The organism is Flavobacterium frigidarium DSM 17623 (assembly GCF_000425505.1).
GTDB classification, from domain to species: Bacteria; Bacteroidota; Bacteroidia; order Flavobacteriales; family Flavobacteriaceae; genus Flavobacterium; species Flavobacterium frigidarium.
The window spans coordinates 38,117-55,172 of record NZ_AUDO01000011.1 but is presented as its reverse complement, the minus strand read 5'-3'; the positions used below and the strand labels follow the sequence as shown (position 1 = coordinate 55,172).

The following is a 17,056-nucleotide window of genomic DNA, read 5'->3' as shown; positions in this document are numbered from 1 at the left end:
GATTTCGATTTTTTATATATGATAAAAGTGAGCTAAAACTCAGATTTTAAAAAAATATTCTTTAAAAAAAGCTATCTTTATCGATAGCTTTTTTTATGCTGTTTTAACGCTCGATTAATCGCTATCAGTAGAAAAAGGAACCTTAATATCAATTACTATTTTAGAAAGGGAAATAGTTTTACAAAAAAATAATAAATATGAGTGCCGCAGCAACAGTAGCAGAGACAACGACACATTTAGAACCACTAATAACAGATTTAGGATTAATCCTTATGACTGCAGGAATAGCTGTTTTGCTATTTAAAAAAATGAAGCAGCCATTAGTTCTTGGTTACCTTATTGCAGGTTTTTTAGCAGGAACGCACTTTGACTTTTTCCCATCAGTAAGCGACATTAAAAGCGTCGAAGTTTGGGCAGAAATTGGAGTTATTATTTTATTATTTAGTTTAGGACTCGAATTCAGTTTTAAGAAATTGATGAAGGTTGGTGGAACCGCCTCCATCACCGCCGTCACCCAAATTATATCCATGGTATTAATGGGATTCTTGGTGGGTAAATGGATGGGCTGGAGCCAAATGGATTCCATCTTTCTTGGAGTAATTCTATCCATATCTTCGACCACAATTATATTAAAAACCTTTGACGAACTTGGAGTAAAAGCCAAGAAGTTTGCGGGAATAGTTATAGGATCTCTTATTGTGCAAGACATTGTAGCCATTTTAATGATGGTGCTATTGTCGACAGTGGCAGTTAGCCAGAAATTTTCAGGTACTGAATTGATCATGTCAGTCTTGAAGCTGGTGTTCTTTTTAACTGCTTGGTTTATAGGCGGAATCTTTTTCATCCCGTCATTATTGAAAAAAGCAAAGGATCTATTAACCGATGAAATGCTTTTAATTATCTCACTTGCTTTATGTTTGATGATGGTAATATTAGCATCAAATGTTGGTTTCTCACCTGCTTTAGGTGCTTTTATAATGGGTTCTATTATTGCCGAGACAACACAAGCAGAACATATAGAGCATTTGGTTAAGCCAGTAAAAGATTTATTTGGTGCTATTTTCTTTGTATCTGTAGGTATGCTGATTGATCCTATAATGTTATACGAGCATGCGATTCCCGTAATCATTCTAACTTTTGTAACTATTTTTGGACAATCCATAAGTTCTACTATAGGAGCATTAATATCTGGACAACCTCTAAAACAATCAGTGCAAACGGGAATGAGTTTGTCACAAATTGGTGAGTTCTCCTTTATCATCGCTACTTTAGGAATGTCTATGAACGTAACTAGCGCTTTCTTATATCCTATTGTCGTAGCCGTTTCAGCAATTACAACATTTACAACTCCTTTTATGGTGAAATCGGCGGTGCCATTTTCTGAATTTTTAGAACGTAAATTACCTAAAAAATGGGTTAAGAAGATTGCTAGATACAGCACAAATGCACAAGCAATACGGTCAGTAAGTACGTGGCAAATCGTCATTAGAGCATACCTAGTTCAGATTATTTTGAACACAATAATTATTACGGCAATTATTTTGTTATCAGCAAATTTTGTTTTGCCATTAGTAGAAGAATCTAAATTTGGAAATGCTATAGCTGCATTAATAACCTTAATTGCTATTTCTCCTTTTTTATGGGCTCTATCGTTACGAAGAGTGGCCGTAGAACAAGTTGATGCTTTGTATAAAGAGCGAAAATATCGTGGCCCTATATTGATGATGATTTTCTTCAGAATTGGGTTGGCTATATTTTATATTGGTTTCCTTTTAAACATTTTCTTTTCTCCAGTAATTGCATTCTTCGCTTTAGTAGCTTCAATCGTAATTTATTTTTTCTTTCCGAAAAAGCTACACGCAATGTATCACAGGATTGAAAATCGTTTTTTGAAAAATTTAAACAACCGAGATTTAAAAAAGGTAGACCGTCGTCATGCCAATCTAACTCCTTGGGATGGACATATGTCTACATTTGAAATTGCACCAGAATCAAATCTAGCAGGAAAAACACTGCGCGAATTGCAAGTTAGAGAGGATCTGGGAATCAATATTGCTTTTATAAAACGTGGTGAGTTAACGATCCAGATTCCTAATAAGTTGGAGCGTTTGTTTCCAGGTGACGAAATTTGTGTTATTGGAACGGATGCTCAAGTGGAACAATTTGAATCCTATTTAAAATCGAATGAAATTAAAGATCCCGTAAAATCAGATAATAATTTAGTCTTGAAACAAATCGAATTGAGTAATAATGAATTCATTGGAGTAAGTGTGGGACAATCAAAACTAAGAGAGCGAACCAACGGTTTACTTGTGGGAATTGAGCGAAATGGCCAGCGAATACTAAATCCTGAATCGAATATTGTACTTCAAAAAGATGACATATTATGGATAGTAGGAAACAATAAATTAATGAATTCTTTATTCCCTGAATAAAAACAAAAAAGGCAAAAGTGAAAACTTTTGCCTTTTTTTATATTTACAGAATCTCTTAATTATCTTGAATAATTAGGAGCTTCTTTTGTAATGGTAACATTGTGAGGATGACTTTCATTGATTCCGCTAGCAGTGATACGAACAAAACGACCTGTTTCTTGTAGTGTAGGAATGTCTTTTGAACCACAGTATCCCATTCCAGCACGAAGACCACCAATGAATTGTAACATGCTTTCGTTTAACTCTCCTTTGTACGGTACACGACCTACAATTCCTTCAGGAACTAATTTTTTAACATCGTCTTCAACATCTTGAAAGTAACGATCTTTAGAACCTGTTTCCATTGCTTCTACAGAACCCATTCCTCTATATGACTTGAATTTTCTACCTTCAAAAATGATAGTTTCTCCAGGAGATTCTTTTGTACCAGCAAGAAGAGAACCTAACATCACACAGTCAGCACCTGCGGCCAAAGCCTTAGGAATGTCTCCTGTATAACGAATTCCTCCATCAGCAATTACAGGAACACCTGTACCTTTTAAAGCTGCAGCTACTTCAAGTACTGCAGAAAACTGAGGAAAACCAACACCTGCTACAATACGAGTAGTACAAATTGAACCAGGTCCAATTCCTACTTTTACACCGTCAGCACCATTTTCAACTAAGAATTTAGCCGCCTCTGGAGTTGCAATGTTACCTACGATAACATCAATTTGAGGAAATTTAGTTTTCACCTCTTTTAATGTATTTACTACACCTTGAGTATGTCCGTGAGCTGTATCAATAATGATAGCATCTACACCTGCATTAACTAAAGCTTCAGCTCTATCAATAGCATCACCAGTAACACCAATAGCTGCTGCTACACGCAAACGTCCAAAAACATCTTTGTTAGCAATAGGTTTTTGAGTTAATTTAGTGATATCTCTAAAAGTAATTAAACCAACTAATTTATTAGCTGAATTTACCACTGGAAGTTTTTCGATTTTGTATCCTTGTAACACTACTTCAGCTTGCTCAAGAGAAGTTCCCTCAGCAACGGTAACTAAGTTTTCACTAGTCATTACCTCAACAATAGGACGAGAACTGTTTTTTTCAAAACGCAAATCTCTATTGGTTACAATTCCTTTTAATATTTGGTTTTCATCTACAATTGGAATTCCACCAATTCCGAATTCTTTCATTGCGCTTTTTGCATCAGCAACAGTAGATGTCAGCGGCAATGTTACCGGGTCAATAATCATACCTGATTCAGCACGTTTTACTTTGCGAACTTTAGCAGCTTGTTGCTCGATAGTCATGTTTTTATGAAGTACACCAATTCCTCCTTCTTGCGCCATAGCAATTGCCATTGCACTTTCGGTAACAGTATCCATAGCAGCAGATACTATAGGAACGTTTAGTGTTATATTTCTTGAAAATTTAGATTTGATACTCACTTCGCGAGGAAGCACATTAGAGTAATTTGGAACTAATAAGACATCATCGTAGGTTAAACCTTCGCCGATGATTTTGGAGTTGTGTGCTATCATGGTGCAATTTCTAGTTGAATTGCGTGCAAATATAGCAAATTATTCGATATAAGGGATGCTTTTACTCCTTTTTATAATTATTAGTGGCTGTAACACCACTAAAACGTGAAATTACACTACAGATAATGCTGGTAGTATTGTAATAGCAGACTATGAATTTTAGCCCAGACTGAAATGGAAAGCCTATAAGAAGGAAATACTCCTTCTTTTTCTTAACCAGACAAAGCGACCAAAGGAAGCTCTTGTATTGATAAGAAAAAAGTATTTACTCTTATCGCTTGCAATGTAAGGCTGGAATAGCTCCAAATATTAATAAAAAGTCGTTCGTTCCTTAAGTAGAATATTGAACCCAAATTGCAGTGAAAAAGCATTCGCCTTAGCTATATCTCGCAATTCTAGTAAATTATCTGCAAGTAAATAGGCGTGCACTTTGCCCACATTTCCAGCGATCCCTAGACCTAAATTAGTATATGAATAAGCATCTATTGTATAGGTCGCTTTATACTGAAATCCGCTAGAAACAGTATGCTGATAAAATCCCGTCAAAGCTGCTGTTGGCGATTTTGGAAGCGTTTGGAAAAACAATTGCGCTCCAATAGCATTTCTATAATTGTCACTATCTGGCGAACAATTACAAGATTCGTCGTTTTTACCGTGATACGAATATTGATAGGATGCGTTAAATTTTATAGGACGTAATGTATTGTATTTTGTGGTTGTTGAGTCATAAACGACCGCTCTTTTAAATTCGTCATAGGTACTCCCTGATGTACTAGGCCCTGTAAAATTTGGGTTTATTCCATTGTACTGATAGAAACCCTTGTATGTATAATTTTTAACTTCTTTTGAATGGTTGATGAATCCTATGTCTAGCAGACTAGCCGTAACTTGGATGTTTTTTTTAGGATAGTACGTTGCCCCCAAGTCTAAACCTAAACCCAGATTCCCTCCAAACAATGCTTTTTTAATGATATCATTTGTAGTATTTCCGTCATAGTCGTCTTCGAAATATTTTGCTGCAGCTGAAGTATTTAAAGTAACATTTGAAGCAATCGTTTGGTCGTAAACATTAGGTCCCGTGCCTTCTTCAGTTAGAATGTAGCCGCTGTTTCTCGTTGTCCTAGCATGAGCAATGCTGGAGTAGATTTTTCCTCGAGCGCCTAGAGTTAATTTGTCAGACACTTCTTTTCTAAAGCCAAGATGAAAAACGGTCAATAGTTCTGCTTGTGCATTTAAATGCGACAAATCAAACCGCTTGCCTATATAATTACTGTTTCCATATAATGCCAGTATTGCAGGATCTTTGGGTACAAACGAAACAAAGTCAAACTCTTGATAAACGCCAAAAGACAAGTAATTTTTTTGATCCCAGCGTCCTATTTTGAAAGCTGCAGATAGAATTTCGACTTGCTCATTTATCAGGACACGATCATTGCTAGAAACTCTATCTAAGGTATTTCGTAGCTTATCATTGAAACTAGTACCGTCATTTGCAAATAAGTCATAAGCTGAGAAAGCTGTAGAACCAAAGTTAGCGCTCACTCCAGATAGTAATGGAATACCTACATAGCTGTTATGCTTTAAATCAACACCTGGATTTACCATAGCCGACTGTGGTATTGCAGTAAAATTGTATAATAGTTGCTTATTTTGAGAGGCAGCACTTAAACAACAAAAAAGTAAAATAATAGCATAGCTTTTTCTCATTGTAGTGCTAATTTTATGATTGCACTCGAACGAAACTTCAAAGTATCATTTACAACTGTAGGTGGTGAAGCTGGAGCTATCGAAGCGGTGAAATCGATACTTGTTGCTAATTTCAAGAAATCTAGATCAGATTTTAAGTAGGTAACTTCTTTTGATAATTTATTTACTCCGTCAAAATTATCATTTTGGTCAATTGTAATTCTTTCTAATATTTGATCAGCATCGTCTTTAAATTCGACAATAACTTCATATTTTTTAACATTAATACTTTCAACTTCAAAAAACAAAGTTGCTTCTAAAAGTCGGTTGCTAACTGATGCGTCTCTTAGTATATCGAATTTTGCGTTAACGGGGGTAGATGTAAATGGAGGTAAAGATGATATTGAACTAGGAATAGCTAACTCAAAATAAGCAAGGTTAGCCGCTATTTCAGGTTCAGCGCTAAAATCATTTAGTTGATCGAAATCAAGGTCGCTAGAGCAACTGTTTGCCAGTGCACAAAAAAGAATTACAGCGGCGAGTTTAAGTAAGTATTTTGGGTTCATTCTCTAATATTAATGGCACTAATATATATAATTAGAATGATTTAAGACTGAATTTAGTATTAAGTTATTTTATAATAATCGAAAACTAGTGGTATTCTCCAAATAACTTAGAAGCTTCGTTATATGCGCTCTCAAAGCTTAGCGGATTCAAGTTGGTTTGTACTTTATTTGCGGTGAAATAGGATAGTAATTTCTCTGTGGGCATGTTCCCAGTCAAGTCATCCTTTGCCATTGGGCAACCACCAAAACCTTGAATCGCACCATCAAAACGGGTACAACCTCCAGTGTAGGCAGCATCCACTTTTTCGAACCATTTATCAGTGGTCGTGTGTAAATGAGCGCCAAATTCCATGTCTGGATATTTCGGAATCAAATTGGAATACAAATAGTGAATAACATCAGGAGTTGAGCTTCCCACTGTATCTGACAGCGATAAGATTTTCACTCCCATAGTAGACATCTTTTCTGTCCACTCCCCTACTATATCAACATTCCAAGGGTCTCCATAAGGATTTCCAAAACCCATAGATAAATAAGCTACTACTTCTTTTTTTGACTGATCAGCAATTTCTAAAATTTCAGTAAGTGTCACTAGAGATTCGGCAATTGTTTTGTGCGTATTTCGCATTTGGAAATTTTCAGAAATAGAAAAAGGAAAACCTAAATATTGAATTTCGGGATGTTGTGAAGCCATCTCAGCTCCACGCGTATTGGCAATAATTGCTAGAAGTTTACTTGTTGTTTGAGACAGGTCTAATTGTGATAAAACAGTTGCAGTATCGACCATTTGCGGTATTGCTTTTGGAGAAACAAAACTACCAAAGTCTAAAGAATCAAAACCCACACGCAAAAGCGCTTGCAAGTAGGCAACCTTTTTATCTGTTGGGATAAAGGGCTTGATACCTTGCATAGCATCACGAGGACATTCAATTATTTTTACTTGCTTCATATAGCTTCAAAGATAGAAAAACAATTAACATTACTAAATTTCTCTATTTAAATTTTAATATTTTTAACGAATCTCTATTTTACGTAATAATTCGCAATATTACACAATACCGTAATAATAACATATATTACATAAATATGTAATATATTTACAATTGTAAATACTATGATTTCGATAAAAATTTTAATTACATTTGGATATGACAAGCATCATCACTGGAGACATCATCAATTCACGTAAACAAGATTCCACAGACTGGATAATAGGACTAAAGGCTATATTTAATACTGTAGGAGCTAGCCCACAAGTATGGGAAATCTATCGTGGAGACGAATTTCAAATAGAGATAATTGACCCTAGCTTGGCATTACATTATGCGCTATTAATCAAATCTTACTTAAGAAGTATAAATCTAGATGCTCGAATGGCCATTGGCGTGGGCGATAAAAATTACACTGCTCAATCTATATCTGAGAGTAACGGTAGTGCTTTTGTACGTTCTGGAGCACTATTTGAAACATTGAAAAAACAAAAAGTTAATTTGGCTATCGCTACAGTAGACGATTCCCTTAATGAAGAACTTAATTTAATGCTTCGGCTTTCACTGAGTTTTATGGACTTCTGGTTAGTTCAATCGGCCGAATTTACCTTTATATCTTTGAAAAACCCAGAGTTATCTCAGGAAGAAATAGGACGCTTATTAGAGATTAATCAAGCCGCTGTAAGTAGACGAAAAAGCCGTGCTAAATTTGACCTCGTTTTAGCTTTAGATAATTATTTTCGAAAAAAAATAAAACTACATAACGTATGATATTACTAGTACAATTGTTTTTGGCGCACATTCTGGGTGATTTTTTATTGCAACCTACATCATGGGTTGTTGATAAAGAAACGAGAAAACACAAAAGCAAATACTTGTATTATCACATTGCTCTGCATGGTCTTTTAGCCTGCGTGATTGTTGGAAAATTAAATTTTATCCTCTTTGGAGTTAGCCTAGCTACAGCACATGGAATCATAGATTTTATCAAACTTAAATTTCAAAAAAGTAAAACAAAACGGCTTTGGTTCTGGTTGGATCAACTAGCGCATTTATTTACTATAGCAGTTGTTTTTAGAGTATATACAAATACTTCTATAAACTTATTTGAGTTTATAAATACCAACTTACTTTTAATTACGGCACTAGTTTTCTTAACAAAACCTACATCCATTTTAATTAAAAATGCAATTTCGATTTGGACTCCAGAAAACAAGGACAAAAAGGAGAGTTCGCTCTCTAATGCTGGAAACTACATAGGAATATTAGAAAGATTGTTTGTATTCACTTTTATTATAACAGGGCATTTTGAAGCGATTGGATTCTTGCTGGCGGCAAAATCCATTTTTCGCTTTGGAGATTTAAAGGAGGCCAAAGATCGAAGACTTACTGAATATGTTTTGATAGGAACATTACTCAGTTTTGGGATAGCGCTCGGAACTGGTTTACTATTTGAAATGCTATCTTATTAAATAAAAAAAAGGTCCGTTATGAATTGCATAACGGACCTACTTATATTGTGATAAAAATTACTTCATCTTTTCTAATATCTTTTTATTAATCGCTTTTACTAAGGCTGGACCTTCATATATAAAACCAGTATATAGCTGGATTAAGCTCGCACCGGCATCTAATTTTTCTATAGCATCTTCAGCTGTATGAATACCTCCCACTCCAATAATGGGAAACGCTTTATTACTTTTTTCAGATAAAAAACGAATTACTTCAGTCGCTCTATCTCTTAAAGGCTTCCCAGACAAACCTCCCATTTCGCTTTTATTAACCGACTGTAGCCCTTCTCTAGAAATTGTAGTGTTGGTCGCAATCACTCCCGCAATTTTAGTTTCGGCAACAATATCTATGATATCTAGTAATTGTTCGTTAGTTAAATCAGGAGCAATTTTTAAAAGAATTGGTTTTTGCTTTGGCTTAGCCACATTCTTATTTTGTAGTGTTTGCAACAACTGTGTTAAAGGCTCTTTGTCTTGCAGCGCACGTAAATTTGGTGTGTTTGGCGAACTCACATTCACTACAAAATAATCTACGTGATCATATAATGCATCAAAACATATTTCGTAATCACTTGTAGCATCCTCGTTAGCTGTGATTTTATTTTTACCAATGTTACCACCTATTAGTACACCATTATTAGCTTTTAATCTTTCAACTGCTTCAAGAACACCGCCATTATTAAATCCCATTCGATTAATAATCGCTGAATCTTCTTTTAATCGAAACAAACGCTGTTTTGGATTACCGTCTTGTCCCTTAGGCGTCAATGTTCCTATTTCGATAAAACCAAAACCAAAGTTAGACAACTCCTTATACAATTTTGCATCCTTATCAAAACCAGCTGCTAATCCTACCGGGTTTTTAAATTTCAAACCAAAAACTTCACGTTCTAGTCGTTTGTCGTCTACCAAATAAAGAGAACGATACAGCGCCGAAAATCCTGGAATTTTTGACGTAGCACGAACTAACGAAAAGGTAAAATAGTGAATTTTTTCTGGATCGAAAAGGAAAAATAATGGGCGAATAAGTTGTTTGTACATAGCTTTTTAGTTGTGTGTGCAAAAATAGAATTATCTGTCTAATAAATAGATAATAATGCCTAAAAAAGAAAGCACGCAATTATGCTGCCTTAAATAGTCATGTTTTCAATATTATACAATAAATTAGCATTTCTAAAATCCTTACTATGAAAAAATTTATTTGTTTGTTTTTACTTTTAGCTTCGATTACTGTTTTTGGTCAATCAAATAAAGAAATCAGAATTGTTCTTGTACGCCACGCTGAAAAAATGACTAACGATCCTAAGGAAAAAGATCCTGAACTAACCGAAAAAGGACTTCAGAGAGCGGAAGACTTAGCGAAAGAATTAGCGGATACAGGGGTAGATGCAGTTTATAGTACCGATTACAAACGAACACGCAATACAGCACAACCAACGGCAACTTTGAATAAAATTCAAGTACAAATTTATGACGCTAATAAACTAAAAGAGTTTGCTAAAAAGGTTTTAGAGGAAAATGTAGATAAGACTGTTTTAATAGTAGGACACTCTAACACTATTCTTGAAACAATGGAAGCACTTGGAGGAACGAGACCTATAGAAGCGATTGAAGATCACGAATACGATAATGCTTTTTTAATGTTAGTAAAAGCAGATGGCAGTATAAATGTAGGTATGCTTAAATATGGTGCAACTAGTTCTCCCACAAAAGATCCTCAAACGATGCACTAGGAGTTCGCATACAAGTAATTTAGCGACCTTAAAGACCGTTTTAACACCTCAATTCTAAATAAATATTATCTTTGTTATCCAATACAAAAATAAATTTTATGCAACATATTATTGATCGCTTCATCAGTTATGTAACGGTAGACACTGAGTCAGATCCAAATTCTACAACCACTCCAAGTACTGCAAAGCAATGGGATTTAGCCAATAAACTTGTAGATGAGTTGAAACAAATTGGTATGCAAGATGTTACAATTGATGATAAATCATATATCATGGCAACGCTTCCAAGCAATGTGGAACATGAAGTACCTACAGTGGGATTTGTTGCGCATTTTGATACTACTCCTGATTTTACTGGAGCAAATGTAAAGCCACAAATTGTTGAAAATTATGATGGAAAAGACATTGTATTAAATGCAGCAGAAAACATCATTTTATCCCCAAGTTATTTTAAAGATTTACTACAGTATAAAGGACAAACACTTATCACAACTGATGGTACAACACTATTAGGAGCAGATGATAAGGCAGGAATTACTGAAATTGTTACGGCAATGGAATTCCTAATCAATAATCCTGAAATCAAACACGGAAAAATTAGAGTGGGTTTCACACCTGATGAAGAAATTGGTCGTGGAGCACACCATTTTGACGTAGAGAAATTTGGTGCAGAATGGGCATACACTATGGACGGAAGTCAGATAGGCGAATTAGAATATGAAAATTTTAATGCGGCTGGTGCCAAAATCACCTTTAAAGGAAAGAGTGTACATCCTGGTTATGCCAAGGGAAAAATGATCAACTCGATGCTTATTGCAAATGACTTTATCAACGCCTTACCAGAAGATGAAACGCCACAAGAAACAAAAGGTTACGAAGGATTTTATCACGTTCACCATTTAAAAGGTAGCATCGAGGAAACAGTTCTAGAACTTATTATTAGAGATCACAGCAAGAAAAAATTCGAAAAACGCAAAGAAAAAATCGAAAAAATCACTGCTAAGATCAATAAAAAATTCGCGAAGCAATTTGGCGAAGACATTGTAATTGCTGAGATCAATGATCAGTATTACAATATGAAAGAAAAAGTTGTTCCAGTAAAGCATATCGTTGACATCGCCGAAAAAGCAATGAAAGAAGTAAACATTAAACCTTTGATCAAACCTATTCGTGGTGGTACAGATGGTTGTCAATTATCATATATGGGATTACCTTGTCCTAATATTTTTGCTGGTGGTCACAACTTTCACGGTAAATATGAATATGTACCAGTAGAAAGTATGCAAAAGGCAGTTGAAGTAATTGTAAAGATAGCGGAACTAACAGCGCAGCCTAATTACAGTTTACCAATTCCAAAATCAAAAAAGAAATAACAATACTACTTGTTTTATTTTTAACACAAATGCCCATCAGAAAAGATTCTGATGGGCATTTTTTTTTCATGTCTCTACATTTTTAAAGCAAAATGTGAGAAATATTCTTTTGTTATTCTTTCAGAACATTTTCGTGATACTTCTCGATGATATTTGCATCAATGAAATTAATCACAAACTTAAAATTAGAATTATGAAAAGAATTTTTACTACAATGATCGCATTAGCTTTAGTTTCAATTTCAACTGTTGCTTGTTCTTCTGACAACAATGAAACTGTAGAAGTACAAGTAGATACAGCAAACCCAGTAGGTGCTTTCACGGCAATTAAGACAGGAACTTTAACAGCTCAAAATGGTACTCCAACAAAAGGTTTAATTGAAACTGGAGTTGACAACAGCAACACCACTTTTGTACACTTAGGATCAGATTTTACTACAGAATTAGGAACGGGTACCGCTACAATTTATTTATCTAGAACAGCGACTTTTACTGCTAGTCCTGGTACAGGAAATCCTGATTTAAAATTAATTGGAATTGTAAACAAGAACGGAGAAGCTTTTTACAAAGTTGATGGAACGATTCCAGCAGGATTAGACTATGTAATCGTATGGTGCGGTTCAGCAAACATCCCGTTTGGAAATGGATTATTGAAATAATAATAAACTTTTTTTAAACAAAAGACATTGATTAAACCATCAATGTCTTTTGTTTTTAAAATAAAATAAAAAGACATGAAAAAAATCTCTACTATATTTTTACTGTTAGCTTTCATATTAACGATACCTACTAACGCTCAAAGCGGTTGGACAAAAGCAAAAAATGACTATTTCTTTAAACTAGATTATAGTTCGTATAAATCATCTGATTTTAGAAACAACGATGGAAAAAGTCTCAAAACTAGCGATTTTTCGCAAAAAGCCGTTTCTATCTATGGAGAATATGGAATAACAGATCGTTTGACAGCGATTACATCAATTCCATTATTTAAACAAAACGGTTACGAAACGACAAATAATGTTAGCGGCTTTGGTGATGTTAGATTGGAATTAAAATACCAACTACTACAAAAATCATTTCCCCTTTCTATTTCTGTAGCACCCGAATTACCTACCGGAAGAGCCAATAATTTTGCAACAAACAATCAAAATCCATTAGATCAAATCAACTTACCATCAGGAGATGGTGAATTTAATGTTTGGACAACACTAGCGGTATCACATTCATTTGCACCATCAAAATTGTATGCAAGTGCTTTTAGCGCTTTCAATTACAGGACGACTTATCAAGATCGTGATTTCCAAAACCAGTTTCAATCAGGTGTTGAAGTGGGCTATAAATTATTTGATAAATTATGGATGAATAGTAAAGTACTTATACAAACAGGCGTTGGTAAAGGACCGCAATTTGCTGATTTCATTCGAGGCGATGGAACGACATATACTGCTGTATCTGTAGGAGGAATGTATGAACTAGGAAATAATTTTGGAATCACTGCGCAATATTTTAATACTAATAGTGCAATTGTAAAAGCAAAAAACGTCTATACTAACAATATCCTTTCATTTGGAATTGTTTATAAAAGAAAATAGCTTTTTATAAATAAAATAATAAGTTGTATTTTACCACTCTGATCACCTTAACCGCCTTGCTGCGCATCAATACGTAACTACAAAGACTATGAAAAACATTTTAATTATCGAAGACGACCCTTCTATTGTTGAACTCGTCGAAATTCACTTGAAAGACATACATGCTGAATTAACAAAAGCATACACTGGTTTTGACGGTTTAGACCTAGTGAAAGCAAATCATTATGATGTTATTATTTTAGACTTAATGTTACCCGATATCAATGGCATCGAAATATGCAAACGCATTCGAGCAGATAAAAACACCACACCTATCATGATGCTCACAGCGCGTAGCGAAGAAATTGATAAAATTATTGGATTAGAGACCGGAGCCGATGACTACTTGACAAAACCATTTAGCATTAGAGAATTTATAGCGCGAGTAAAAGCACTAATTAGACGCAACGAAATGTCGACTCCCGAACCTCTGCCGGTGCCTGAAATATTACAACGACATAATTTAACTATGGACACGCTAAAAAGGAAGGTTACTCTAGCAGATGAAGTGGTAGATCTTACGCCTAAAGAATTTGATTTATTACATTTGTTCATGTCCAATCCGGGTATTAGTTATTCTCGTGAAACGCTACTTAATACCGTATGGGGTTACGAGTTTTCAGGCTACGAACATACGGTGAACTCACATATCAACAGACTCCGAACAAAAATAGAACCCAATCTTACCAATCCTAAATTTATATTAACAACTTGGGGAATTGGTTACAGATTTTCAGATGAAATTGTATAAGCATGGAAAAGAAAAAATTTAATCCATTATTTTGGAAAATATCGGTAGTTTTCTTCTTTCTACTAGCGATTGTAGGTGTAGTACATGTGTACATTAGTTATAAATATTCGACGGAATACTTGGAAGAAGTCGACCAACGTTTAAATCGAGATACCGCTAAGAACATCATAGAGAACTCGACTCCTTTTTATAATGGTCAAGTAATAAAGCCCGCTTTAAACGAAATGTTTCATCACGTTAGAGCAATTAACCCCAATCTCGAAGTCTACCTTGTTAATCCCACAGGACAAATACTTGCGTGGTATCCGCCAGAGAAAAACTTAAAATCTACCACAATTGACCTGGCACCTATCAAAAGTTTTATAAATGATAAAGAGAAAAAATTTATAAAGGGTGACGATCCTCTAAACCCTAGCACACAAAAAGCGTTTTCGGCTCATCCGTTGACCATGAACAACATGCTATACGCTTATATTTATGTGGTTTTAAATGGTGAAAAAGAAATGCCCACTACAGATGCTCTTTTTACCAGCTTCTTGTTACAAATTAGTTTTAGAACTATGGGTGTAACGTTATTTTTTACTTTTGTAATAGGGCTTCTAATTATTAATACAATTACTCGAAATTACAGCAAGATTCTTCATGTCATGCAGCAATTTAAACAAGGAGATTTAACTGCTAGAGTTGATTTAGAAACCATTGGTAGCGAGAAACCACTAGCCGAGATTTTTAATGAAATGGCTGATATACTAACTAATAATATCAATAAGCTAAAGGAAGTTGAAAACCTAAGAAGAGAACTCATTGCTAATGTATCTCATGACTTAAGAACGCCAATTGCGATTATTAGAGGTTATCTTGAAACATTGCAAATCAAAGAAAATTCGATATCTGCCGAAGATCGAAAGCGATATATTGATACAGTAAGCAAGAGCTCAGAAAAACTAGAAAAACTGGTGAATGAGTTGTTTGAGTTATCTAAGTTAGAAGCAAATCAAATCAAACCAGAGAAAGAGCCTTTTATCATTAGTGAGTTAGTTAACGATATTGGGACTAAATATAATCTTATTGCTAAAACAAAGAACATCACTATTGAAACTTTTTTATCGAAGGAATTAGCTCCTGTATTTGCTGACATCTCATTGATCGAAAGAGTGATTCAGAACCTACTTGACAATGCAATTAAATTCACCCCTGAAAACGGACACATCACTATAGTAACAGAAAAATGCCATAATGATCATGTCAAAATTTCGATTAGTGATAACGGTATAGGTATTCCTGACAAAGATCGAGAACGTATTTTTGCGAGATACTACCGATCTGATAATTACAGTGACATCAAGAATAGTACTGGTTTAGGCCTCGCAATAGTAAAGAAGATTCTTGACTTACATGATGGTACTCTAGAAGTGCAGAGTATTGAAGGCAAGGGAAGCAGTTTTATTTTTAGATTAAAATGCAGTTCATAAAAACAAAAAAACCGATGCTTGCACATCGGTTTTTTTTATTCCAAATATTGAAATTATTTTTTTGCTAAAGCAGCACTCATTTCCATAGAAATTGCAGTACGCTCCATTTTTAACTTTCCAGCCATAGTTTCAACAACTACAGTACCTTCTGATAGTTCAGCAACTCTACCGTGTAAACCACTTTTAGTAATAATTTTATCTCCTACTTTTAAAGTGCTTTCAAACTCTTTTTCGTTTTTTGCTCTTTTTTGTTGTGGTCTAATCATGAAGAAATAGATCACTACAAACATTAAAATAAAAGGCGCAAATTGAGTTAAGTTTTCCATAGTTTTAAATTCTGTTTTTGTTTATTAATATTACATTAAACCACGACCGGTTTTTTGCATTTTTTTATTCGATTCTAATTCTTTAACTAGGTTATCTAGAATTCCGTTGATAAAAATACTACTTTTTGGAGTAGAGTACTCTTTTGCAAGCTCTAAATATTCGTTTAAAGTAACTTTAACTGGAATTGAGGGAAATTTTAAAAATTCACAGATAGCCATTTTTAAAATGATCGTATCTACCTCAGCAATTCTTTCACTATCCCAATTAGGTGTTTTATCAACAAATTCTTTAGCAAGCTCTGATTCGTTCAGAATTGTTTTTCGAAACAAATCTTTTACAAAAGCCTTATCTTCAGCATCTTTATATACTTTAGGAACTGTAAAATCATCATCCACTATAGGCTTCATTGACTTTAACTGTTTTAAAATATGCGTGTTAACTAAAGGAATATCATCTATCCAAGTTAATTGATCATCTTCTAAAAATTCGTACAATTTCTCATTAGGAGCAATAACTTCACCAAAAAGGTTTGCAATTAGCTGTCTATCTTCTTCAAATGTCGATCCTTCTTTACTCATATAATCAATATAATATGGACTTGTTTTAATTGCAGTCAATAATAAAGAAATATAATCTTCATGAAGTGTCCAAGCATCTATTTTTCTTGTCTCTAAAGCAATACTCAAAGAATTGTTTTCGGCAAGAATTTGGAAGATACTGTTCTTAACAAATTTTTCATTAGGGTTGCGTTCTTGCGGAGTTGCAAGGTGTTTCAGGCTTGATTTGTGTAAAAACTCAGCCTCTTTTTTACAGATTTCCATTAAAGAAGAAATCATCGTAAGGTATAAATCTTGAATATTATCGATACTGTAGAAAAGGAATTTTTCCTCTTTCTCTAAGTTATCTGAGCCATTTTGATGCATCGCATAAATGGATTGCATCACCTTCACGCGAATGTGTCTTCTATTTACCACCTTGTAAGAACTTTTATTAAATTAGGGTGCAAAAATAAGAATTTCATTTTTTAAAATAAAATATATAAATGCTTATT

The 17,056-nt window shown here is 34.4% G+C and carries 16 protein-coding genes; 9 read left to right on the top strand and 7 right to left on the bottom strand.

Annotation, left to right across the window (positions count from 1 at the left end):
* The first annotated feature begins 197 nt into the window (after nt 1-197).
* The gene (locus H603_RS0108300; protein ID WP_026708151.1) at nt 198-2,435 is read left to right on the top strand and encodes a cation:proton antiporter domain-containing protein; all 2,238 of its coding nucleotides are present in this window, start codon (nt 198-200) and stop codon (nt 2,433-2,435) included.
* Nucleotides 2,436-2,494: 59 nt separating this feature from the next.
* On the opposite strand, the gene guaB is transcribed toward H603_RS0108300, so the two are convergent.
* From guaB to H603_RS0108280, 4 genes are all read right to left on the bottom strand, one after another.
* Nucleotides 2,495-3,967: an IMP dehydrogenase gene (gene guaB, locus H603_RS0108295; protein WP_026708150.1), complete on the bottom strand. Its 1,473-nt coding sequence runs from the start codon at nt 3,965-3,967 to the stop codon at nt 2,495-2,497.
* A 309-nt stretch (nt 3,968-4,276) separates the two neighbouring features.
* Nucleotides 4,277-5,674 (bottom strand): DUF5723 family protein, encoded by a 1,398-nt coding sequence (locus H603_RS0108290; protein ID WP_026708149.1) that lies wholly within the window; start codon nt 5,672-5,674, stop codon nt 4,277-4,279.
* Nucleotides 5,671-6,219, bottom strand: a complete 549-nt coding sequence (locus H603_RS0108285) for a hypothetical protein (RefSeq protein WP_026708148.1) — start codon at nt 6,217-6,219, stop codon at nt 5,671-5,673. The genes H603_RS0108290 and H603_RS0108285 overlap by 4 nt, the downstream gene beginning before the upstream one ends.
* A gap of 85 nt (nt 6,220-6,304) precedes the next feature.
* The gene (locus H603_RS0108280) at nt 6,305-7,168 is read right to left on the bottom strand and encodes a beta/alpha barrel domain-containing protein (protein WP_026708147.1); all 864 of its coding nucleotides are present in this window, start codon (nt 7,166-7,168) and stop codon (nt 6,305-6,307) included.
* A gap of 199 nt (nt 7,169-7,367) precedes the next feature.
* Between H603_RS0108280 and H603_RS0108275 the strand changes: the two genes are divergently transcribed.
* Together H603_RS0108275 and H603_RS0108270 are read left to right on the top strand one after the other, a co-directional pair.
* Complete coding sequence (locus H603_RS0108275; protein ID WP_026708146.1) at nt 7,368-7,979, top strand: RNA polymerase sigma factor sigma-70 region 4 domain-containing protein; 612 nt, start codon at nt 7,368-7,370, stop codon at nt 7,977-7,979.
* Nucleotides 7,976-8,680: a DUF3307 domain-containing protein gene (locus tag H603_RS0108270; RefSeq protein ID WP_026708145.1), complete on the top strand. Its 705-nt coding sequence runs from the start codon at nt 7,976-7,978 to the stop codon at nt 8,678-8,680. The genes H603_RS0108275 and H603_RS0108270 overlap by 4 nt, the downstream gene beginning before the upstream one ends.
* Before the next feature lie 57 nt (nt 8,681-8,737).
* Here H603_RS0108270 and H603_RS0108265 read toward each other — a convergent pair whose 3' ends face one another.
* Complete coding sequence (locus tag H603_RS0108265) at nt 8,738-9,760, bottom strand: quinone-dependent dihydroorotate dehydrogenase (RefSeq protein WP_026708144.1); 1,023 nt, start codon at nt 9,758-9,760, stop codon at nt 8,738-8,740.
* A 146-nt stretch (nt 9,761-9,906) separates the two neighbouring features.
* Here H603_RS0108265 and H603_RS0108260 point away from each other — a divergent pair, with 146 nt between their 5' ends.
* The 6 genes from H603_RS0108260 (at nt 9,907) to H603_RS0108235 (ending at nt 15,678) form a co-directional block, all read left to right on the top strand.
* Nucleotides 9,907-10,452 (top strand): phosphoglycerate mutase family protein, encoded by a 546-nt coding sequence (locus tag H603_RS0108260; protein WP_026708143.1) that lies wholly within the window; start codon nt 9,907-9,909, stop codon nt 10,450-10,452.
* 98 nt (nt 10,453-10,550) lie between these two features.
* On the top strand, nt 10,551-11,825 hold the full coding sequence (pepT, locus tag H603_RS0108255; protein ID WP_026708142.1) for a peptidase T: 1,275 nt from the start codon (nt 10,551-10,553) through the stop codon (nt 11,823-11,825).
* Between the two features lie 193 nt (nt 11,826-12,018).
* Nucleotides 12,019-12,483 carry a hypothetical protein gene (locus H603_RS0108250; protein WP_026708141.1) on the top strand — a complete coding sequence of 155 codons (465 nt, stop codon included), beginning with the start codon at nt 12,019-12,021 and terminating at the stop codon, nt 12,481-12,483.
* A 75-nt stretch (nt 12,484-12,558) separates the two neighbouring features.
* Nucleotides 12,559-13,416, top strand: a complete 858-nt coding sequence (locus H603_RS0108245; RefSeq protein WP_026708140.1) for a transporter family protein — start codon at nt 12,559-12,561, stop codon at nt 13,414-13,416.
* Nucleotides 13,417-13,504: 88 nt separating this feature from the next.
* Nucleotides 13,505-14,206, top strand: a complete 702-nt coding sequence (locus tag H603_RS0108240) for a response regulator transcription factor (RefSeq protein WP_026708139.1) — start codon at nt 13,505-13,507, stop codon at nt 14,204-14,206.
* A 2-nt stretch (nt 14,207-14,208) separates the two neighbouring features.
* A complete protein-coding gene (locus tag H603_RS0108235; RefSeq protein ID WP_035675718.1) occupies nt 14,209-15,678 on the top strand; it encodes a sensor histidine kinase in 1,470 nt (489 codons plus the stop codon).
* Nucleotides 15,679-15,731: 53 nt separating this feature from the next.
* On the opposite strand, the gene yajC is transcribed toward H603_RS0108235, so the two are convergent.
* On the bottom strand, nt 15,732-16,004 hold the full coding sequence (yajC, locus tag H603_RS0108230; RefSeq protein ID WP_026708137.1) for a preprotein translocase subunit YajC: 273 nt from the start codon (nt 16,002-16,004) through the stop codon (nt 15,732-15,734).
* A 30-nt stretch (nt 16,005-16,034) separates the two neighbouring features.
* Nucleotides 16,035-16,946, bottom strand: a complete 912-nt coding sequence (nusB, locus tag H603_RS0108225) for a transcription antitermination factor NusB (protein WP_026708136.1) — start codon at nt 16,944-16,946, stop codon at nt 16,035-16,037.
* Nucleotides 16,947-17,056: the final 110 nt, after the last annotated feature.